Origin of the sequence: Prevotella sp. TF12-30 (genome assembly GCF_003436715.1) — a bacterium.
Taxonomy (GTDB): domain Bacteria; phylum Bacteroidota; class Bacteroidia; order Bacteroidales; family Bacteroidaceae; genus Prevotella; species Prevotella copri_A.
This window is the reverse complement of the sequence record NZ_QSQJ01000042.1, coordinates 14,593-36,847: the sequence shown is the minus strand read 5'-3', so window position 1 is coordinate 36,847 and position 22,255 is coordinate 14,593. Positions and strand designations below refer to the sequence as shown.

Below are 22,255 nucleotides of genomic sequence, written 5' to 3'. Positions count from 1 at the left end.
AAGCTGCTTAGCCATTATCTCAAATTTTAACGAACTATTGTCATAGGACTAATATATGTTTTTGGTTTATTTCATTTATTATCATCAGCTACTTCTTCTGGAGTAGTCTTATATGATTGTTAGCTATTTATTTTTAGCTTTGTTGTTGTCTTTAGAAAGAGGGGGCGCCATTGGTTGGCGCGCCCCTCGTAATTCATATCATTACCCCCATACAAGGAAGTAACATTGAACTCAGATTTGCTGCAAAATAACAATTTGCCCCTTTGTGTCATAGGTCATTTTAAATTGTTCTCATATAGGTGTAGTAATATTTGCATTTTTTGTCATCAAGCTAAAAGCTAGAATGCAGCGGATAATGTTGATATATGGGCACCTATTCTGCACCGCCTAAGACGATGCTGATGCCGCTAGTCGTGATAGGTTTTATATTGTAAGCAACTTCTGTCGAGCTATCAGACACGCTCCGATGACACCGGCCTGGTCTTTCAGCTCAGAAGTGACGATTTGTGAATCTTCGTTCATGACATTGAGCGAATACTTCTTGATTCCCATGTTCACTGGCAGGGTGAGATAGTCGCCTGTGACAGACATTTCTCCGCCGATGACCAGCATCTCTGGGTTGAATATGTTGATGATGCCTGCCAGTTGCTTGCCCAACTCATCTGCGATGTGTTGCAGGGTGGCAAGGCTCAGTACATCTTCCTTAGCGATGGCATCCATGATGTCTTCCAGCGTAAGCTCCTCTTTCTGCTTGAGTACCTTGTCCGAGAGAATGGATGGCTTGCCTGCCAGGATATTCTCCGTTAGTTTTCTCTTGAGTGCTCTGCCCGATACTTCTGTCTCCACGCAGCCGATCTTGCCGCAGTGGCAGATGATGTTGTTGTTGTAGGCAGTCATGTGACCGAACTCTCCAGAATATCCCGACTTGCCGTAGTACAGCTTGCCGTCGATGATGATTCCGATGCCCAAACCCCAGCATATGTTGACGAAGATGACATCTTTCTTACCTTTACAGCATCCTTTGATAAACTCTCCGTAGGTCATACTGCGGGAATCGTTCTCGATGCAGGTTGGAAGCTCCAACAGCTCTGTGAGCTTCTCAGCCAGAGGTTCTTCCAGGAACGTGAACATGTTGTAAGCTCTTCCTTCCAGAGATCTCACTCGTTCGGCTACGTTCACGCAAATTTCCAGGATTTCTTCTCTTTTAATAGGTAGATTGTCGATAAAGACATTAATAATCTTTCCCATCTCGGCAAGGCTCTCAGGCGTATTCTCATACACATAAGGAACTTTCTGCTTCTCTGTGATCAGATTGCCACAGAAGTCGCTCACTGCCAAAGCGAGGCAGTCCATTTCCGGGTTCACACCAACAAAGTAACCTGCGGTAGGTTCCAGGTCGTAAACCATCGGGATTCGGCCAGCGGAATCGGCTTTCTTTCCGATCTCCCTGACAAGTCCCTGTCCCATCAGTTCATTCAGAGCGTTCGTCGTTGTCGGGAGGCTCACCCCTATGCCCTTTGATAATTCAGGTATGGTAGAAGCACCCTTTGCAATGAACTGCTCTAGTAGTCGTCTAGGAACAGAAGGTTTTCGGTTGATGTTCTTAATATATTTTATTATGTCTTTAGCCATAACTAAAATTTTTTTGTTGCAAAGATAGTCTTTTTTAAGTTTGGCACAATGATTTCTGAGTTAATAAAACTTAATTGGGGCTATTTTTTTGCAAATTTCCTCTTCGGTGCTTCGTGATTTAGTATTATACCTATTTATATATAGAGACATAAGAGTGATTTTATCTGCAATCATTTCAGCAACAGATAAACCTTATGTAGCCATAACTGATTGATATAATGGTAAAAACGACACTTATTAATGGCCGCTTCTTGTCAATAAACTAAAAAAATAAAAGCCTTTTAGATTTATTAACCTAAAAATGATGGAACTAATTAATAAAAGACGTATCTTTGCAAAATAAAATATTTTATTAAGTATTCAGCTAAAAATAAAAGATATTATTATCGAGGTTTCTAACTAACATTAATATATATCTACTTTGCCTTCCAGCCAGCAAAAAAGCTGGGAGGCAATCATTGCAACTAACACAATATTCAACTTTATATGAAGAAAATCAACAAATTCTTAGGTTCGTTGGCAGCTTGCGCAGCGATGTTGGGGGGAGTCTCAACTCAGGCTGTAGCTGCAGATATTAATATTATCCCTGTGCCTGTGAAAACACAGGTGCAGAAGGGTGAGTTTGTATTGCCTCAAAAGGTAGTGATCTCTTATCAGACTGCGGATGGCAAGAACATCGCACAGTATATGGCTGATAAGCTGAAGGCATCTACCGGCTATGATGTAACCGTAGGCGGCAAGAAGGGAAATATCTCTATCCAGATTTCTCCTTCCATGAAAATGGCTGAGGAAGGCTATCGCCTGACCGTTACCAGCAAGGGCGTAGTAATCAAGGCGAAGACCGGAAAGGGTGCCTTCTATGGTATGCAGAGCTTCATGCAGCTCTTGCCTGCACAGGTGGAGAGCGCTACCAAGGTGAGCGGCGTGAAGTGGGTGGCTCAGTGCTGTGACATCCAGGATGCGCCTCGCTTCGGCTACCGTGGCTTCCATCTCGATCCATGCCGTCACTTCATCACCGTAGAAAACGTGAAGAAGCAGCTCGACATCATGTCTATGTTCAAGGTAAACACCATGCACTTCCACCTCACTGAGGACCAGGGCTGGCGTATCGAAATCAAGAAATATCCTGAGCTGACTTCCATCGGCGGCTATCGCCTCCAGGGTGACGGTTCTACCTATGGCGGTTTCTATACACAGGAGGAAATCAAGGACATCGTGGCTTATGCAGCCAAGCGCTACATCACCGTGATTCCTGAAATCGACCTTCCTGGCCACATGATGGCTGCAATCGCAGCTTATCCATCTCTCTCCTGCAAGGGCGAGCAGTGGACTCCTAGAATGGTTTGGGGTGTTGAGGATATCGTGATGTGTCCGGGTAAGGAAGATATGTTCAACTTCCTGGAGGATATCGTTCGCGAGGTAGTGCCTCTCTTCCCTGGCAAGTATTTCCACATCGGTGGCGACGAGTGCCCTAAGACCAGTTGGAAGAACTGTCCTACCTGCCAGAAGCGCATCGAGGCTGAAGGCTTGCAGGCTGACGGCAAGCACTCTGCTGAGGAAAGACTCCAGAGCTACGTGATCAAGCGTATGGAGAAGATGCTGGCTAAGTACGACAGAAAGATCATTGGTTGGGATGAAATCCTCGAAGGTGGTTTGAGCCCTGAGGCTACCGTGATGTCTTGGCGTGGTACATCCGGAGGTATTTCGGCTGCTTTGCAGAAGCACGACGTAATCATGACTCCTGGTAGCGGCGGTCTGTATCTCGACCATTATCAGGGCGACTACAAGATTGAGCCGGTTACTATTCCTAGTGCTCCTGCTTATCTCTCTAGAACATATAACTATGAGCCTGTGCCAGATACCATCAAGTCTCTGGGCCTGGAGAAGCATATCCTCGGTGTGCAGTGCAACAACTGGTCGGAGTATATGTACACCAATGCCAAGATGGAGTATCAGATGTATCCTCGCTCTCTCGCTCTCGCTGAGATTGCATGGTCACCAGCCAAGAAGAAGAACTTCACAGACTTCGCCCGCCGTGTAGATGCCAACAGTGTCCGCCTGGATGAGCGTCACGTACGTTATCATATCCCATTGCCTGAGCAGCCATACGGTTCTTGCGACAAGGTAGTGATTACCAAGGATACCGTAGTTACCTTCCAGACTTCACGTCCGGTGAAGATGGTCTATACCTTGGATGGTACTACTCCAACTCCAGCTTCTGCTGTCTATACCGAGCCTATCAAGGTGAGCGGCAATATGACCATCAGGATTGCTACCGTATTGCCTTCTGGCAAGATGAGCAAGGTGAGAACCATCGACGTAGAGAAGCAGAACTATGCTCCTGCCGTGAATGTAAGCGATGCCAAGGCTGGCTTGCAGCTGCGCCGTATCAAGGGTAATTACCTGAAGGTGAATCAGTTGGATTTGGCTGATGCTGAGTGGCAGGACTGCGGTACTGTTACCAACCTGAACAAGATGAAGGTGAGCCAGCCAGATGATGCTGCTACCTTGCGTGGTGCCAACAACTATGGTGCGATTGCAGAGGGATTCATCAATGTTCCTGAGGATGGCGTTTACTATCTCTCTTCCCGCATGGAGCAGGTTTGGATCGACAACAAGCTCGTGATCAACAATGAGGGTGCCGTAAAGGCTGGTACCAACAGCGACAATGCTGTAGCTCTGGCTAAGGGTCTGCATCCTGTGAAGTTCGTTTATCTCTGCAATATCGTTGGTGGATGGCCATCTTGGTGGAGTAACCTCAACCTCGAAATGCGCAAGGATAATCAGAAGAAGTTCACAGCAGTGGAGGGAACTCAGTATTTCCACAAATAATTGATTCCATCATTAACTGATTACAAGTAATATCAATAACTGATTAGGAATATGAATATCAGAACCATCGCAAATGTATCACTTTGCCTTGCCATGCTTTCGATGAGCAGTGGGGCGCTGGCTCAGAGTGAGTCTCGCTGGCAGAATGTGAACATCAATCAGCAGAACCGAGAGCCTCGACGCGCCAATTTCTTCGCATTCGAGAATTTGGAGAAGGCGCAGAGTTTTGATAAGAAGAAGTCGGCCAACTACCTTTCCATGGAAGGTATGTGGAAATTTAATTTCGTGAAAGACCATAACAAGCGTCCTGCCAACTTCTTTGCTCTGAAGTATGATGACTCACAGTGGAAGGATTTCCCTGTGCCTGGTTTGTTTGAGTTGAACGGATATGGTGATGCTACCTATAAGAACATCGGATATGCCTGGGCAACTCAGTTTGACCCGAACCCTCCTTACATCAGCGAGCTCAACAACTATACGGGTTCTTATCGCCGTACGTTCGAGCTTCCTAAGAACTGGAAGGGAAAGGATGTGTATTTCCACGTGGGTTCTGCCACCAGTAACCTGACTCTCTGGGTGAACGGCAAATACGTGGGATACAGCGAGGACAGCAAGGTGGCTGCCGAGTTCAACATCTCTAAATATCTCAAGCCGGGAAAGAACCTTATTGCCATGCAGGTGATGCGATGGTGCGATGGTTCTTATTTCGAGGACCAGGACTTCTGGCGCTTCACGGGTATCGCCCGTGAGGTGTATCTCTATGCCCGTCCGAAACTGCATGCTGCTGACATCCGTCTGAACGCTGCTTTGGAAAACAACTACCAGGATGGTGTGTTGAACTACAAGGTTTCCCTGAAGGGAGGAAAGACTGACGTTGCCATCACCTTGTGTGATAAGGATGGCAAGCAGATTGCACAGGCTACAGGTGCACAGGGCGTCATCAAGGTGCCAAAGGTAAATGCCTGGACGGCTGAGACACCTTATTTATATAAGGCATATATCACCCTGAAGAACAAGCAGGGCGCCGCTGAGGTGATTCCGCAAAAAGTGGGATTCCGCAACGTGGAAATCAAGAACGCACAGCTGCTCGTTAACGGACAGCCTGTGCTGGTGAAGGGTGCCGACCGCCACGAGATGGATCCGGACGGTGGATACGTAGTGAGCCTGGAGCGCATGATCCAGGATATCAAGATCATGAAGCAGTTGAACATCAACGCCGTTCGCACCAGCCACTATCCATGTGATCCTCGCTGGTATGACCTTTGCGATGAATACGGTATCTACATCACCGCTGAGGCAAATCTCGAATCTCATGGTATGGGATATGAGGAGAAGTCGCTTGCCAAGTTCCCTGAGTACATCGTGCCTCACATCGAGCGCAACGAGGGCAATGTGAAGCCGCTCATCAATCATCCTTCCGTCATCGTATGGAGTCTGGGTAATGAGTGCGGATACGGCGTCAACTTCGAGAAGGCTTACGACTGGGTGAAGGCGTGCGATAAGACCCGCCCTGCACAATATGAACGTGGCGGATACGACAGCAAGACTGATATCTACTGTCCGATGTACATCGGTTATGAGGAAAGCGAGAGCTATTGCAAGAGCAACGGTACCAAGCCATATATCCAGTGTGAGTATGCTCACGCCATGGGTAACTCTGAGGGTGGTTTCAAGGAGTACTGGGATCTGATTCGCAAGTATCCTAAGTACCAGGGTGGTTACATCTGGGACTTCGTTGACCAGGGTCTGCGCGACAAGAGTCCTATCACCGGTAAGGAAATCTTTACCTATGGTGGTGACTACGGCCGCTATCCGGGCAGTGACTACAACTTCAACTGCAACGGTATCATCGCTCCTAACCGCCGTCTGAATCCTCATGCGTATGAAATTCAGTATGTTCTCCAGAACGTCTGGATCAAGGACTTTGATGCAGAGAACGGTTCTTTCAATGTCTATAACGAGAATTTCTTCAAGAACATTGATGACCTGAACCTGACTGCTACCATCTTTGCCAACGGCGTGAAGTTGACTACCATTGCGATTCCTGATACCAAGGGCATTGCTCCACAGGCAACCAAGCTGGTAAAGAGCGAGGCGCTGAAGAGTGCCATCGAAAAGGCTGAGGCTGAGCACGCTACAGAGGAAATCACCATCAACTTTGCCTTTGCAAGCGATGGAAGCCAGCCGCTGGTTGACAAGGGTCAGGTGATGGCTCGCCAGCAGATTGTACTCAACGGATATGAGTTCGACAAGGTAGATGCTCCTGCCAACACCGGCAGCAAGATAGAGGTTGAGGAGACCAACAGCTATGTGAAGGTTTCTGCTGAGAGAATGTCGGTCACCATCGGCAAGAAGACCGGTATGATTGATTACCTCGATGTGGATGGCGAACCGATGTTGAAGTTCCGTGAGAGCATGACTCCAGAGTTCTGGCGTGCTCCTACCGACAACGACTATGGTGCTTCTCTCCAGAAGAAGATGAGAGTCTGGAAGAACCCTCAGATGAACCTGAAGTCGTTCGACAAGAGTGAGAACAAGGACAGCGTAGTGCTGACAGCCAACTTCGAAATGCCTGAGGTGAAGGCACAGCTGATGCTCCGCTACCGTATCAATGCGGCTGGTGAAGTGGCTGTTACCGAGAAGATGACAACAGACAAGGAGGCAAAGGTTGCTGATTTGTTCCGCTACGGTATGCAGTTGCAGATGCCTGCGGCATTCTCTAAGTTGGAGTACTATGGTAGAGGTCCGGAGGAGAACTACATCGACCGTCACTCTTCTGCTTTCATCGGAAAGTATGAGGCTAACGTGAAGGACGAGTATTATCCATACGTCCGTCCGCAGGAGAGCGGTAACCATACTGACATCCGCTACTTCTCCATCTTCAATCCAACCACCGGTAAGGGTATCACCTTCGAGGGCTATGCTCCTATGGAGTGCAGTGCCATCCCTTACCTGGTAGAGGATCTGGATGCAGGTATCGAGAAGGAGCATGCATGGGGACAGCACAGCGGCGACCTGGTAGAAAAGGGTCTCGTACAGTTGCACATCCAGCAGCGCCAGTTTGGTCTGGGTTGTATTGACAGTTGGGGTTCTTCACCAATGGAGAAGTACCGCATGCACTATCAGGACCGCTGCTTCAGCTTCGTAATTAAAGCTAAGAAATAAGATATTTACACACTTGTGTATTCATGTAATTCATCGGATAAGTGCTCTTCTTGCAGGGATGCAAGGGAGCACTTTTTCTGTTTTATGGGGGGAAAAGTTTAAAAATAGATTAAATCCTTTGTTGATTCCCCCTTTTTTTCTTATTTTTGCAATTCTAACAAAATATAAAGGCAAACATAAGATAATTAAGATAATGGCAAACGATAACAAAGGTCTTACGCCGATGATGCGACAATTCTTCGAGATGAAATCCAAGCATCCCGAGGCTTTGCTGCTTTTCCGTTGTGGCGACTTCTACGAAACTTACTGCGAAGATGCGGTGGAGGCTTCCCGTATTCTCGGCATCACCCTAACCCGAAGAAACAATGGCGGTGCTACGGGCAGCATCGAGATGGCGGGATTCCCTCATCATGCACTCGATACTTACCTGCCTAAACTCATCAGGGCAGGAAAGCGAGTTGCCGTATGCGACCAGCTGGAAGACCCGAAGAAGAAACGCCTGGAAATCAAGGGCAAGAAGGGATTGAGCCAGATGGACAAGATGGTGAAGCGTGGCATCACCGAACTCGTTACTCCTGGTGTGGCGATGGGCGACAACGTGCTCAACTACAAGGAGAACAACTTCCTGGCAGCCATCCACTTCGGTAAGACTTCCTGCGGTGTAAGCTTCCTCGATATTTCAACCGGTGAATTCCTCACCGGCGAGGGAACCTATGATTATGTAGAGAAACTGATGGGTAACTTCATGCCGAAAGAGGTGCTCTACGACCGTGCCCGAAAGAATGATTTCGAGAAATACTTCGGTACCAAATACTGCACTTTCGAACTCGACGACTGGGTTTTCACCGAGCAGACGGCGATGCAGAAACTCCTGGGACATTTCAAGACCAAGTCGCTGAAAGGCTTCGGTGTGGAACATCTCAAGAATGGTGTCATCGCCAGCGGTGCCATCATGCAGTATCTGGAGATTACCCAGCATACGCAGATCAACCATATCACGGCACTTTCGCGCATCGAAGAGGATAAGTTCGTGCGCATGGACCGATTCACCATCCGAAGTCTGGAGCTGGTGGCTCCGATGCAGGACGATGGTCTGTCTCTGCTCAACGTCATCGACAAGACTGTAACGGCAATGGGCGGTCGAATGCTCCGCCGCTGGCTGGTATTCCCACTGAAGGATGTGCGCCCTATCAACGAGCGCCTCGACATCGTGGAGTATTTCTTCAAGGAGCCGGAGTTCCGCCAGCTTCTCGACGACCAGCTTCATCGCATCGGCGACCTGGAACGTATCATCTCCAAGGTAGCCGTGGGCAGAGTATCGCCTAGAGAAGTGGTGCAGCTGAAGAATGCACTCGAAGCCATCCAGCCCATCAAGGTGGCTTGTCAGCATGCCAAGAACGATGCCCTGAAGCGAGTGGGAGAGCAGCTCAACGTATGTGAGACCCTTCGTGACCGCATCGCCAAGGAGATTCAACCAGACCCTCCGCAGCTCGTGAATAAGGGTGATGTCATCGCCGATGGCTACAATGCTGAACTCGACGATCTGCGCTCCATCAGCCGTCATGGCAAGGATTATCTTCTGAAGATTCAGGAGAGGGAGATCGAGAAAACGGGCATCAGCAGTCTGAAGGTAGGATATAATAATGTATTCGGTTATTATCTGGAAGTGCGCAACACCTTCAAGGACAAGGTGCCTGAGGAGTGGATCCGCAAGCAGACGCTGGCGCAAGCCGAGCGATATATTACCCAGGAACTCAAGGAATACGAGGAGAAGATTCTCGGTGCCGATGAGAAAATCCTGATTCTGGAGGCACGACTCTTCAATGAGTTGATTGCTGCCATGCAGGAGTATATCCCTCAGATTCAGATTAATGCCAATCTCATCGCCCGTATGGACTGTCTCCTGTCTTTTGCCAAGGCTTCGGATGAGAACCGCTATGTGCGCCCGGTTATTGATGATTCGCAGATACTGGACATCAAGCAGGGCCGCCATCCTGTGATAGAAACCCAGTTGCCGCTAGGCGAGCGATACGTGCCAAATGATGTGTTGCTCGATACCGAGAAGCAGCAGGTGATGATGATTACGGGTCCTAACATGGCGGGTAAATCTGCCTTGCTCCGCCAGACGGCGCTCATCGTGCTGCTGGCTCAGGTGGGCTGCTTTGTTCCTGCCGAGGGTGCCCGAGTTGGCTTGGTGGATAAGATCTTCACTCGTGTGGGAGCCAGCGACAACATCTCGCTGGGTGAATCTACCTTTATGGTGGAGATGACGGAGGCTGCCAACATATTAAATAATGTGTCGCCACGCTCCCTGGTGCTCTTCGATGAGTTGGGTCGTGGAACATCCACCTACGATGGCATCAGCATCGCCTGGGCTATCGTGGAATATCTGCATGAGCACAAGAAGGCGCAGGCTCGCACTCTCTTTGCCACTCATTACCATGAGTTGAACGAGATGGAGAAGAATTTCCCTCGCATCAAGAACTTCAACGTGAGTGTGAAGGAGGTGGATGGTAAGGTTATCTTCCTGCGCAAGCTGGAGCCGGGTGGCAGTGAGCATTCCTTCGGTATTCATGTGGCAGAGATTGCCGGAATGCCTCGCAGCATCGTGAACCGTGCCAACGATATCCTGAAGCAGTTGGAGCAGGACAATGCTGGAGTTGGAGGTGCCGGCAAACCTAACGTGCAGCATCTGGATGAACATAAAGAGGGTGTGCAGCTGAGTTTCTTCCAGCTGGATGACCCTGTGCTCAGCCAGATAAGGGATGAGATCCTGGGTCTGGATGTCAACAACCTCACCCCAGTAGAGGCATTGAATAAGCTCAACGACATCAAGAAGATATTGTTGGGAAGATAATCTTCTGTAAATAGGAAGATGAAATAATATGATAAGAAGCTGATATTTATCAGAAGTTACCCTAAGGTAACTTGTCTTTGGGTAACTTCTGGTATTATTGGTTTTGGGTAGGAGTAAGTTTTCAATAGAAGAGAAACTTTTATAAAGTTTAGTTAGACGTTGTTTAATCGCTATTCGTTTGTAATAGCACTATTTTTTTTCGTATGAACAAAGCAAGAGTTATCCTTATTTATATGCTCATCTTCATGAGCCTGTCAAGTTGCAGTAATCGTAAATACGAGCAGACTATTACTCGTGCAGACAATCTTATGGAACTCAGTCAAGACTCTGCTCGTTCTGCTCTGGCTATATTGGATAGCATTCGTCCAGACTTATCGAAAATGGGTAAATCTACTCAAATGCGATACCAATTGGTTTATGCAAAAGGTATGAACAAGGGCTATGTGGACTTCACGACAGATAGCTTGATGAAAGAGATTGTAGATTACTATGACAATCACGGGACGTGTCAGCAACAAATGTTGGCACATTATCTCCTGGGATGTGTCTATCGGGATTTAGGTGATTCTCCAGCTTCTTTATCTTGCTACAATGATGCTGTGGAAAAGGTTGATACCACGAGCTCAGATTGTGACTATAAACTCCTAACTAGAGTTTATGAGCAGCAAGGTGCACTTTTTCTGAGTCAAAGTATGCCTCAAAATGCCTTGTCTGCCTATCAGAAGGCTGAAAAATATGCCTGGATAGCCAAAGATACACTTTCGGCTGTGCTTTCTTACGAACATCTTGGCAATATATACGAATATATGGACAATATGAATAAGGTGATAGAAGTATATGAAAACGCTTCCCGTCGCTATCGTCAGTATGGCTATCCTGTGCAGGCAGCCCGTGCCTTAGGGGGAGCTATCCAAGCATTGATACTTACCAAACAATATGCCAAAGCCAAGAAATATATGGATGTTTTTGAGGCAGAGTCTGGATACTTCCAGAAAGATTCCTGTTATTCATACATTAATTATAGTCATTATTACTATCTAAAGGGACTGTACTGTCTGGAATCACATTCTGATTCAGCAAAATACTGGTTTACTAAATGTCAGAAATTCGCAAAAACAAACAATAATAAAAGTTTTAGTGCTTATGCTTGGTATCTCTATTACATCAAACATCAGCAGATGGATTCTGTTGCTAAATATTCAGAGCAGGCTTTTGCTTACAATGATTCTGCAAACCTGAATATGGAGCGCGACTTAATGCAGAAGATGCAAGCAATATATGATTATAACAGGTGGAAGAATGTGGCTCATAACGAAGAGATAAAGGCTACAAGGGTAAATCTCATCTTATTAGTTAGTATTCTTGTTTCAGTTTCTGTTATAATAATAGGTATATTGATATTTCTTGTCTATCGGAAAAAAAGAAAGCTGGAACTGCAGGAAAAAGAAGAGCAGGAAAATCTGATAAGGCAGCAGATTTATTATACGAAGCAAGAGCTGGTTTCCGAGAAAGAGAAAATCGAACTTTTGAAAAGAGAGAATTCGTCTTATTCTGATAAAATGGCAGAAAAGGAAGAGAAAATCCTGTCTCTTCAGCAAGAATTAGATGCCCTTAGTGCAAACATAACCAACTCGGAACCCAAAAAGAATGTGGTATGTAGTAAAAAGGCAATCGTCTTAGTCTTCAAGGGGATGGCGAACCATGGTAAAGTTCCGACAGAAGAACAATGGAAGGTTTTGGCAAAATCTTTAAACGACCTTTCGCCAACTTTCCTAAATGTACTTAATGATAAGAAGCTAACCGAAAACGAGTATCGGGTATGCATGCTAGTATGGCTTTTATTCTGTCCAAGAGAACTTGCCATTTTGATGAACCTATCGTCCTCTAATATATCAAACATCAGAAAACGTATGGCTTATAAAATCTTTGGAGAAGATATGTCTGCAACCAAGTTTGATAAGAGAATTAGAGAAATTCAGTAAGGTCGTAAAAAAGTGAAGAATAGTATAATTCATTGTTAGTCAAATGTTTATTGTTTTTCTTGTGAAAATGTGAAATGTTAAAGTGGCAGATAGCATCCTATGTTATCATAAAAAGCTCTATCTTTGCCATAAAAATTATGGGAAAGAAAATCATTTTAGCGGTATTGTTCATAATGATGGTTGGGGCTGTTAATGCAGATAACCATAGACTTTATTTGTTTAGGTCCAACAAAGACCATGAATATAATCCTGGAAGTCGTAGCCCAACAGCTCCACTAATAGTTTTGCAAGATGGACATCAAATAATACTACTCCAATCTGAGCAGACAGTTCAGGTAGCTCTTATAAAAGACAATGTGGTAGTTTATGTTAGTTCTGTTATTGAGGATACAAATTATATAGAACTACCAACAAGTTTTTATGGTGAATACATTTTAGAGATGTATATTGGAGATGTTAGATATTGTGGAAATATAAAACTATAATTTGATATAATATGAATCTACTCAAAGTCTTTTCAAACAAAAACAACATATATACGTGGCTCGTATGTATGATAAGTGTAATACTAACTGGCTGTCAACTAAAAGAGGTTAACAGCCAGTTAGAAGAGACTTTGAACGTATCAAAAGGAAATGAACAGGAATTATTGAAGGTTGTTGATTACTTTACTAAAAAGGGAGATACCCTTCAATTAAAAGCTGCAAACTTTTTGTTGGAAAATATGGCTGATAAATATTGGTTGGGAGGAAGTTCTGTTGCCGAATACTATACCTTTATAGATTCTGTTTACCAGATAAAGCAAGAAGAATATGATATACCTTACATATATTCCTGCTTTATTAAAAGGGCAAAGCATATTAAAGATAAGCCACAATGTCTGATGGATGCCGAAAATATAAAAGCGTCCTATCTTATTAAGAATATTGAAGAAGCATTCAATGTATGGAATAAACCTTGGAATCAGTTTCTGACGTTCGAAGAATTCTGTGAGTATATACTTCCTTATAAGGTAAATAAGGAAGAACCACAAGAGTGGCGGAATTTGTATGCAAACAGATTTTCGCAAGCAATACCTGCATCTATACAGACTGCAGAAACCGCATGTTGTGAAGTAAACAACCAACTTATCGGTTTGCCAATACATATAAGTACCAGCAGCATTATGCCAATAGATTTGCGTCCGAGTACTTTGTATAATATAAAATTTGGCTTATGTAGCGATTATACAGCGTTGGGGGTCTATGCAATGCGTTCTGTGGGTATCCCTGTAGGCGAGAATTTGATTCCTCATTGGGGAAATAGCAATCTGGGACATGTGTTCAATTTTGTCTATGGTAACGACCGAAAGTATCATGACTTTGCAAGTGGTGAGCAAAATCCCGATGAGCATCTTGTTAGATTTAAAAATAAAATCCCGAAAATCTACAAGATGACTTTTGGACGTCAAAACACATCCTTAGGTGTCATCAGTAGAGATTTGGAAGATGTACCTTCATTCTTTAAGAACCCATGCTTGGAAGATGTAACTGGTAAATATGCTGTCGTGAATGCCCAAACAACGGAAATCGACATTTCAAATAAGCAAAATAATAAGTTTGCCTACTTGTGTGTATTCGATCCACAAGGTTGGTTTCCGGTCGCTTGGACTCAAATAGAAGGAGATAAAGCTGTTTTCAAGAACATTGGTCCTAATATTGTTTATCAAGCTGCTCTATATGATAAAGGAGAGATACAGCCAGTAGGTAATCCCTTCTTTTTGGATAGTATCGGGCGCAAAGCATACTTTGTTCCTCAAAAACAGAAACAGCAGTTGCGATTGGAAAGGAAAAAAGAAAATTCCTCTAGTTTAGAAGAAATTGCCCTTTATATGAAAGGGGGTAAGTTTCAAGGAGCCAACAAAAAAGACTTCAGCGATGCCGTTACATATCATGTAATAAAAGCTACGCCAAAGCCTAAATATACGACGGTCATCTGTGATGAAAGTGTCCAAAACAGGCCCGTGAAATATCTGCGTTATTTATCATCTGATGAAACGTATGGTAATATGGCAGAGGTGGAGTTTTATGCACGCGGACAATTGAAGCCACAGAAAGGAAAAATAATTGGCAAATATGAAACGAGCCGTTTTTATCCAAGGAATGGAGCTGAAAAAATGTTTGATGGAGACCCTTTGAGCTTCTTTCATACAAATGACACATTAAGTTGGGGAGGTTTGGAATTCAAACAACCTGTTTGTATCAACAAGATAAGATACCTCATCAGAAATGATGATAACGGAATCAGAAAAGGTCACCTCTATGAACTCTTCTATTGCAAAGATGGTGTATGGACATCACTTGGAAAGAAAAGGGCAATATTAGATGATGAGCTTATCTATAAAAACGTTCCGCAAGGTGCTTTACTCTGGTTGCGTGACCTCACAAAAGGACAAGAAGAAAGAATTTTTGAATATAAAAACAAAAAAGTATATTGGTATTAATCATGAAGGATTTAAGATTATCTTCATACACGATTTCTGTAAAACTGGAAGCTGAGGAAGACAAGTTTTTCTTAGTGCATGGCTATACAGGAGCTATAGATATAGTTGAAGGAGAATGCTGGAGACAAATAGAGCATTTTTCTTCTAATAACAGCTTGTCTGAAGAAACGATAAGAACTCTTCAGAAAAGGGGATACCTTACAACTCGTACCCCTGAAGAAGAGCTACAGTATGTTTGGAAAATAGCTAATGTGCTACATAAAGCACAAGCAAAAATGAAAAAATTCTGGAGTTTCGTCATCACGTATGATTGTAATTTCAGATGTCCGTATTGCTTTGAAAATAAAATATCAAAGAATGGATCCCAGTGGACTAAAATGACATTTACCATGGAAATGGTAGATAAAGCCTATCAAACAATGAATTTGATAGAACCACATAGAGAACTTCATCAAGATGAAATTCTTCTCTATGGTGGAGAGCCATGTTTAAGAAACAACAAGGATATAGTTGCGTATATCATTAAAAAGGGTATAGAAGGAAATTACAAGTTCAAGATTATATCTAACGGGTATGATTTGGATTATTATGAGGGTCTCTTATCAAAAGACTATATCAATGGAATACAGATTACAATAGATGGTTATAAGACAAAGCATAACATGCGTAAACAGCATATTGTAGAAGGAGATTCTTTTGATAAAGTAGTATCAAATATTGGTATGGTTTTGAGAAAAGAAATTCATGTAATACTTCGTATCAATATTGATGAAAATAATAGTGAAGATTTAGTTCTGTTGAAAAAATTCTTTGTGGAAAATGGATTTGCTGAGAGCCCTTATTTCTATTTCAGTCCAGCAATATTGATAGATACGAAAGCAAAGTGCAATACAAAAGACATAAAGTTCTTCTCATCAGAGGCATTCATCAAAATGTTGGAGGATAAGTCTCTTGTCGAAAATCAAGATTTCCAAATAAAGAATACTGTTTTAGCATGCTTGAAAAACAGAAAATGCTATAAGCTAAAGTCTACGATATGTCCTTCTCAATATGGCTCATATATGTTTGATCCATATGGAGACATATATACTTGTTTGGAAACCGTAGGGCAAAAGCAGCATAGTATAGGAAACTATAAAGAGAACCTAATTTGGACAAAAGAAAAAGTTTTTTGGTTTTCTAAAAATATTAGTAATATGGAGTGTTGTTGCAAATGTAGATATGCTTTATTGTGTGGAGGCAGATGCCTTGCAAAGACTCTATATACAAAAGATAAAGGATTTGAAGTTACAGAATGCAAAAAATTTGGCTATCAGTTTCCAATGTCAATAAATTTTGCGTATAATACTTTTCTTAACAAATTTAAATAAACAATTATGGTACAAAATGTTTTAGTTTCTCTTAATGAGAATTTGTTCGATGAGATGTTCCTTCAGGAACTGGAAACTCGACTGGAGACAGATCCATTACTTCCTAATGGTCTTGTTGATTTGATGGATGATAGTAGTGTTAACCCTTTATGTACATGTAACAATGGTAGTACTTTTTCGGAAACAAATACTTGTTCATGTAATGATAGTAGCACTTTCTCTATTCAACGTCCGTAAATGTGCATTTTCTTTAAAGAGTTGCCCTTCGGGGCAATTCTTATTTAAAACAAAAAATAAGCTGTTATGAAAAGAATTATATCTATATTGATTGTTACTTTTTTCTTCTTATCCACTTATAGCCAAAACACCTTACAAGGTAGAATAGAAGACCTACGGAAACAAGGAATTCCATATACAACTATAAAACTTTTACAAGTGAATGATTCTTCATTTGTAAAAGGACTCGTCTCTGATAGCTTAGGTTACTTTCAGACAACTATGCCACAAGAGGGAAAATATATTCTAATAGCAAATTCTTTAGGTTATGATTCTAATGTGCAAATTGTTGAAACCAACAAATCTTCTCCAATAATTGTTACTTTAACTTCAAATAGCATTGCACTCAAAGATGTTGTTGTAAGGGGAAGCAGTATTACTAGGAAAGATACCCATCTTCAGATTATACCAGATAAACAAATCTATAAACACACCAATAATGGATATGATTTGCTGTATGATTTAATGATTCCCAATTTACAAATTGATAGACAAAAAGGTGCTGTTACCACAATTGGTGGTACTGTCACGCTCTATATAGATGGTCGTAAGGTAGAATACCGTGAAGTAAAAGGATTGAAATCAAAGGACATTCTCAAAGTGGAATATTATGATGTTCCAACAGGAAAATATGCAGGTGATTATGCTTCCATAAACATAATTACCCGTCCTATGACTACTGGTGGCTATATTTCCGTGGATGGCACTCAACAACTAGCATACCAAGAAGGAGATTATAATCTCGCAGCAAAGGTAGCCCATGGTAGTACTAGTTTTACCATTTTTGGGGGATATAACAGACTCCACTATGATGCTGATAAAATAGAAAGAGAAGAATTTTTCCATTTTGACAATAATGAGATTTCACGTTCGTATTCAAGTTATGAGGGGGTAAATAAGCAAAATCAAGAATATGTGCAGTTGAACATTCTTACGAAAAAGAAAAAGTACATGTTGTCTGAGAAACTTTCGCTTGTCAGAAAGGAATGTCCGATAGACCAGACCGATGGTGTTCTTTTTGTGAATAAGGCACAAACAAGGACAGGTCAAAGCTCAACAAACATATCTTCCAGTCTGATGCCACGTCTTTCTCTTTATGGTAATTTCGACATCACGGATAAGCAATATGTAGAATTATCGTTAGCTGGCACTTATAGCCGAAATAAATATTCGAATATGTATCAAGATGATGAATTGAATACAAGTACAAAGACGACGGAGGATTATTATAGTGCAAACTTTTATGGGAAATATGGTATCATATTCCCACACAAAAATAGTTTATCTTTTCATCTAGGCTCTGTCTATATGAATACGATGTCGCAATATGTGGGAACCTATGAATCTTGGCAACATCAGTGGTCTTCGCAAAACTATGTCTTCGTAGAGTATGTACAGCAGTTTAACAAATGGAGATTGCGATTAAAGCCTGGAGCATCAGCTCTTTATTATCATACAAAAGATGCAGATGCAGTGAGCCATTATATTCCACAGTTGCAATCAACAATATTTTGGCAGCCAACAAAGAATCAGCAGGTAGCTTTAGATGTATTGTATTCCAATTCTTATCCTACCAGCAGCTCTCTTAATACTGCAGAACAAATAATAGATAATCTGCGCATTAAAAGGGGAAATGAAAATCTGAGACCAATGGATTTCTTCCAGGGAGCAGTTAACTATAATGTTCAAATCGGTTCAAGAATAAATATAGCATCTGTTAGCAATTTCTCATATCAGTACCATCAGTATGTAGAAAAATATTTTGAGGAGAATGGTAAACTCATAAATACCATTGATGACCATAATTATAGTAGAAGTATGGTAGAATTGCTCTCTCTGTCATGGAAAGCTACAGATAATCTTCGTTTGAAAATCGATGGAGTTTATAACCATGCTGATGTCTGGGGTAAGTTTCGTACCAGTTTCAATTCCTGGCGAGCATATATGAATGCAAACTATTACTGTAAAGATTTTGCGTTCCGTCTTTGGGCAAATACGAAAGGAAAGGAAATGATGCTCCCTATGATAGCTGTGGAAAAGATACCGGTTAATTATGGAGGTTCTGTGAATTGGAATCATAAAGAGTGGAGCATTGAATTGGGTACAGTTTCTCCCTTCCATAAAAACAATGAGTTTATAGAAACGCTGAATGTTCCTGTTTACAATTCCCAAGAACATATCATTTCATCAACAAACAGGAAGTTTTACATCCAAGCGGCCTACACCTTCAACTTCGGCAAGAAGACCCAGAAGGATTGGAAGAATATTGATATGAATGTGAATAGTGCAATTTTGAAAGCAAAGTAAAATATGAATGAATATTGCAACATTGAAATTCAAAAGTTAGCCTCATCTGCAGCATCCGGTAGATATTTGTTAGGTTACAACGGTAAGTTTTTCGAAGCAAACAGCTATGTCGTTGAACTAATAAATTGTCTGCAAGAGTATGCTGACGAGGATGTTGCCATCTCAAAGTATATTGAGAAGCGACAAGGTAAATATACAAAGAAACAAGTGAAAGGGTTTATTGAGAAATATTTATATCCCTTGGTCAATACTGATGTTCCCCAAAAGAGAAAACAATTCCTTTATGAGAAGGAATTGTTTTCGGCTTCGCTCGTAGATAAAATTACTCCATATTTGGTGGGATTGTTTAATAAATGGCTGGTGTGTGGCATCTTAATCTTTGCAGTTATTGTAGATGTATCATATCTTAGCCAGACATCCAATTTGTTGGATTTCAACAAGCACATAGATGCATATAGTATTATAGGCATCGTCATGTTTATGCTAGGTTCTTCTTTGTTTCATGAGCTAGGTCATGCTACTGCTTGCAGACATTTTGGAATCCAGCATAAAGGCATTGGTTTTGGATTATATCTGAATTTTCCTGTTTTTTATACCGATGTAACTGAAATATGGAAATTGAATCGTCAACAAAGAAATGTCGTCAATCTGGCTGGGGTTTATTTCCAAAGCTATTGCCTGATTGGACTCATCACCATTTATATGATAACCCCGTCGGACCTTATAAGATATCTCATTCTAAGTATGAACTTTGGCTTTTTAATGGTGTTAAACCCATTCTTTAAGTTTGATGGGTATTGGATAGCTTCTGATATCTTGGGTGTTCCGAACCTAAGAAGAAGAGCGCAAGAGCTGTATGGCTATATATATCATCGCCTGCGAGGGACTATGGGTAGAAAACCTTATCTGCTAGAATTGAAACCATGCGCAAAATATACATTTATGGTGTATTCCATCTTAGTAAACCTATTCATGGGCTACTATTTTGTGTATATTATACCTTCCTTTGTATATCACTTCGTAATGTCGTTTCCGTCTGAAATAGAAAAAATCGTCATATTGTTATCCAATAACATGGCACCACCATTCTCTCTCTTGCGGAACATTTGTATGCAGCTATTGTTCCTTATACTTATACTCGTTATGATTTATAGAATTGTTAGTCCTCTTTTCTCAAAATGCAAGAAATGATAAAACAAAAAATAGATAACTACATCATTCCCATTACTCTTATGTTTGTAATGGGAATGATGCTTTTTCGGGTAAACGATCCTCTCTGTTTGAAAACCATATTTCTCCTGATGCTTACATTTGCAGTGAAGCCATTCGGTACATATAGATGGACGTTGATAGACTGGAGTATTTTGATAATTTGGGGATATGACATTATCAGCTGTTGTGTATCTATAAATAAATATCCCTCAATATGTTTTCTACAATTATCAACAAACTGTTTCCTTGCCTATCACCTGGTAAGATATTCTTTTGCAAATACCAAAGAGAGAAATCTTCAGAAAGGATTCCTTGGGTTAAGTTGCGTAGCAGTTATTCTGTCATTTTTTACGTTTTTCTTTTTCTATAAGAATGCTCATAAAGCAGGCTTTGCCGATTTATACCCTGTTAGATTTTTATATAAGCCTCTCGGGTTTGATACAAATAGCTGGAATACCATTCTTTTATGCCTTTTGGGTATTATCGGATGCCAACGCAAGTCTAATGTAGGAAATGTTCTTGTATGGGGTATAGTTACATTGTTGCTTCTCTCCTTCTCAAGAAGTATATATATATCATTGGCAGCACTGGTCTTTTTACTTTTTGTGGATCTATTGGGGGCGGAAGAGAAATCGCGTCATATTAGACTTCTTCTTATATTTGCATTCTCTCTTTGTGCAGTAGTGGCTTTTTTCAATAAAGAGGTGAAAACGACAGTTAGTATGCATTCTACAGTTTCACAGCAGAAGAGTTCTCAAAGTCGTATTCATGCTACTGTTGCTGCAGTTCATACCTGCGAAGAGCACCCTGTTTGGGGGGTTGGTAATGGAAATTATACATTGGCAACAGATGCTAGATTAAATCAGAATACAAACGTGCCATTTACTCCATTTGCGCCAAGCTGGCTTATGAAACTCTTGGTAGAAAGAGGAGTTGTTGGTACAACGTTTTTCCTGATTTTGGGAGGCGGTATTGTTTTCTTTCTTTTTTCCCGCAAGAACAGGCAATACAGGAAATTCGTAGGCTTGGTTCTTACAACGATATTATTAAAGGAAATGTTTCAATGTACTCTATTTGATAACTCAATATCATTAACGTTGCTTCACGTATTGTTGGCAATATATATGCCAAGAGATAACACAAAATCGTATAAAATGAACAGTTATGACCGGCTCATTCTACCTGCTGTATGTTGCTGTGCTATGTTGTGCTTCGCTTATATGAAGTTTTGGATGCCTATTTCGAAAACCTCAACAGCCCAGCTCATCAATAAAAGTATCTGCTCTATCAATTCCTACAACAAAAAGAAGGATGATAGACAATGGAGGAAAGCTGAAAGCAATCTGTTGCTTGCCAAAAAACAGCAACCACAAGATGTTCAAATTGATTTTATGCTGTTTGAATTATATTGTACTAATGGTTCTCGGCAAAAAGCACTTTTCTATATTCGTAAATTAGTAGAAACATATCCCAATAATGCATTGTTTCAATACAAATATTATGCATATCTAGAAAAGTTGGGGTGGCACACAGAAGCTTTTAAACATCTAAAGATAGCTTTGAGAATATATCCCAAACTAATCACATTGGAAAATATTGAAAAGTTAAGAAACAGGCATCGTTGCTTTTTCTCGTCTAAAAATCTTGTGTTGGATACTCCGATATCCAGTGAGCAGGATTATGCTCGCCTTGGAGTTCTTTCTTTTTATCTGCATGATAACAAAACAGCAAAGGAATATTGTATGCGAATCTCCCATTCCATGCCTAATCTTTTTATGCCGTGGTTAGTTTTATATCATATATATCTGCAAGAACATAATATGATTGAATCAGAAAGATGTAAAAGAAAGTTTTTGTTTCTTTCGTATGGAGTAATTGAGCAAAACTTACTACAAGATGAAAGCAGATTTGCAATACCACATTGTAAAGAGCATTTTTTATATAATAGCTATGTGGCAAAGTTTAAGCTATGGTATGGTGGAGAAATGGGTGGTTGCTAATGAACAAGCTCAACGACATCAAGAAAATCCTGCTGGGTAGATAATGGGTAGATAAAATGCTCTCTAGAACGGATAAAAAAGGTTAAATATCCCCATCACAGAGGGGATATTTTCCTTCTACTGCGTTTCCTTGGTAGAAG

The 22,255-nt window shown here is 41.7% G+C and carries 11 protein-coding genes; 10 read left to right on the top strand and 1 reads right to left on the bottom strand.

Annotated features, from left to right (window positions below; all coding sequences use genetic code 11):
- Window positions 1-423 precede the first annotated feature (423 nt).
- Window positions 424-1,632, bottom strand: coding sequence for an ROK family transcriptional regulator (locus tag DXD25_RS13430; protein ID WP_117663936.1), 1,209 nt, complete (start codon window positions 1,630-1,632; stop codon window positions 424-426).
- 486 nt (window positions 1,633-2,118) lie between these two features.
- Between DXD25_RS13430 and DXD25_RS13425 the strand changes: the two genes are divergently transcribed.
- From DXD25_RS13425 to DXD25_RS13380, 10 genes are all read left to right on the top strand, one after another.
- Window positions 2,119-4,464 (top strand): family 20 glycosylhydrolase, encoded by a 2,346-nt coding sequence (locus DXD25_RS13425; protein WP_117663935.1) that lies wholly within the window; start codon window positions 2,119-2,121, stop codon window positions 4,462-4,464.
- Between the two features lie 51 nt (window positions 4,465-4,515).
- A complete protein-coding gene (locus DXD25_RS13420; RefSeq protein WP_187360484.1) occupies window positions 4,516-7,629 on the top strand; it encodes a glycoside hydrolase family 2 TIM barrel-domain containing protein in 3,114 nt (1,037 codons plus the stop codon).
- Window positions 7,630-7,822: 193 nt separating this feature from the next.
- On the top strand, window positions 7,823-10,486 hold the full coding sequence (gene mutS / locus DXD25_RS13415; protein ID WP_117663933.1) for a DNA mismatch repair protein MutS: 2,664 nt from the start codon (window positions 7,823-7,825) through the stop codon (window positions 10,484-10,486).
- Between the two features lie 308 nt (window positions 10,487-10,794).
- Window positions 10,795-12,468 carry a lipopolysaccharide assembly protein LapB gene (locus DXD25_RS13410; RefSeq protein ID WP_222847549.1) on the top strand — a complete coding sequence of 558 codons (1,674 nt, stop codon included), beginning with the start codon at window positions 10,795-10,797 and terminating at the stop codon, window positions 12,466-12,468.
- Between the two features lie 137 nt (window positions 12,469-12,605).
- Window positions 12,606-12,953: a hypothetical protein gene (locus DXD25_RS13405; RefSeq protein ID WP_147327918.1), complete on the top strand. Its 348-nt coding sequence runs from the start codon at window positions 12,606-12,608 to the stop codon at window positions 12,951-12,953.
- A gap of 68 nt (window positions 12,954-13,021) precedes the next feature.
- Entirely contained in the window at window positions 13,022-14,950 is a 1,929-nt protein-coding gene (locus DXD25_RS13400; protein WP_233522318.1) for a hypothetical protein, read from the top strand.
- Window positions 14,951-14,952: 2 nt separating this feature from the next.
- Complete coding sequence (locus tag DXD25_RS13395) at window positions 14,953-16,320, top strand: radical SAM/SPASM domain-containing protein (RefSeq protein WP_117663930.1); 1,368 nt, start codon at window positions 14,953-14,955, stop codon at window positions 16,318-16,320.
- A 303-nt stretch (window positions 16,321-16,623) separates the two neighbouring features.
- Window positions 16,624-18,903, top strand: a complete 2,280-nt coding sequence (locus DXD25_RS13390; protein WP_117663929.1) for an outer membrane beta-barrel protein — start codon at window positions 16,624-16,626, stop codon at window positions 18,901-18,903.
- 3 nt (window positions 18,904-18,906) lie between these two features.
- Window positions 18,907-20,094, top strand: a complete 1,188-nt coding sequence (locus tag DXD25_RS13385; RefSeq protein WP_117663928.1) for a hypothetical protein — start codon at window positions 18,907-18,909, stop codon at window positions 20,092-20,094.
- Window positions 20,082-22,115 carry an O-antigen ligase family protein gene (locus tag DXD25_RS13380; protein ID WP_117663927.1) on the top strand — a complete coding sequence of 678 codons (2,034 nt, stop codon included), beginning with the start codon at window positions 20,082-20,084 and terminating at the stop codon, window positions 22,113-22,115. The genes DXD25_RS13385 and DXD25_RS13380 overlap by 13 nt, the downstream gene beginning before the upstream one ends.
- Window positions 22,116-22,255 lie beyond the last annotated feature (140 nt).

Coding starts and splice junctions, on each gene's coding strand:
- DXD25_RS13430 (WP_117663936.1), bottom strand. CDS start 1,632: ATGGCTAAAGACATAATAAAATATATTAAGAACATCAACCGAAAACCT.
- DXD25_RS13425 (WP_117663935.1), top strand. CDS start 2,119: ATGAAGAAAATCAACAAATTCTTAGGTTCGTTGGCAGCTTGCGCAGCG.
- DXD25_RS13420 (WP_187360484.1), top strand. CDS start 4,516: ATGAATATCAGAACCATCGCAAATGTATCACTTTGCCTTGCCATGCTT.
- mutS (WP_117663933.1), top strand. CDS start 7,823: ATGGCAAACGATAACAAAGGTCTTACGCCGATGATGCGACAATTCTTC.
- DXD25_RS13410 (WP_222847549.1), top strand. CDS start 10,795: ATGGAACTCAGTCAAGACTCTGCTCGTTCTGCTCTGGCTATATTGGAT.
- DXD25_RS13405 (WP_147327918.1), top strand. CDS start 12,606: ATGGGAAAGAAAATCATTTTAGCGGTATTGTTCATAATGATGGTTGGG.
- DXD25_RS13400 (WP_233522318.1), top strand. CDS start 13,022: ATGATAAGTGTAATACTAACTGGCTGTCAACTAAAAGAGGTTAACAGC.
- DXD25_RS13395 (WP_117663930.1), top strand. CDS start 14,953: ATGAAGGATTTAAGATTATCTTCATACACGATTTCTGTAAAACTGGAA.
- DXD25_RS13390 (WP_117663929.1), top strand. CDS start 16,624: ATGAAAAGAATTATATCTATATTGATTGTTACTTTTTTCTTCTTATCC.
- DXD25_RS13385 (WP_117663928.1), top strand. CDS start 18,907: ATGAATGAATATTGCAACATTGAAATTCAAAAGTTAGCCTCATCTGCA.
- DXD25_RS13380 (WP_117663927.1), top strand. CDS start 20,082: ATGCAAGAAATGATAAAACAAAAAATAGATAACTACATCATTCCCATT.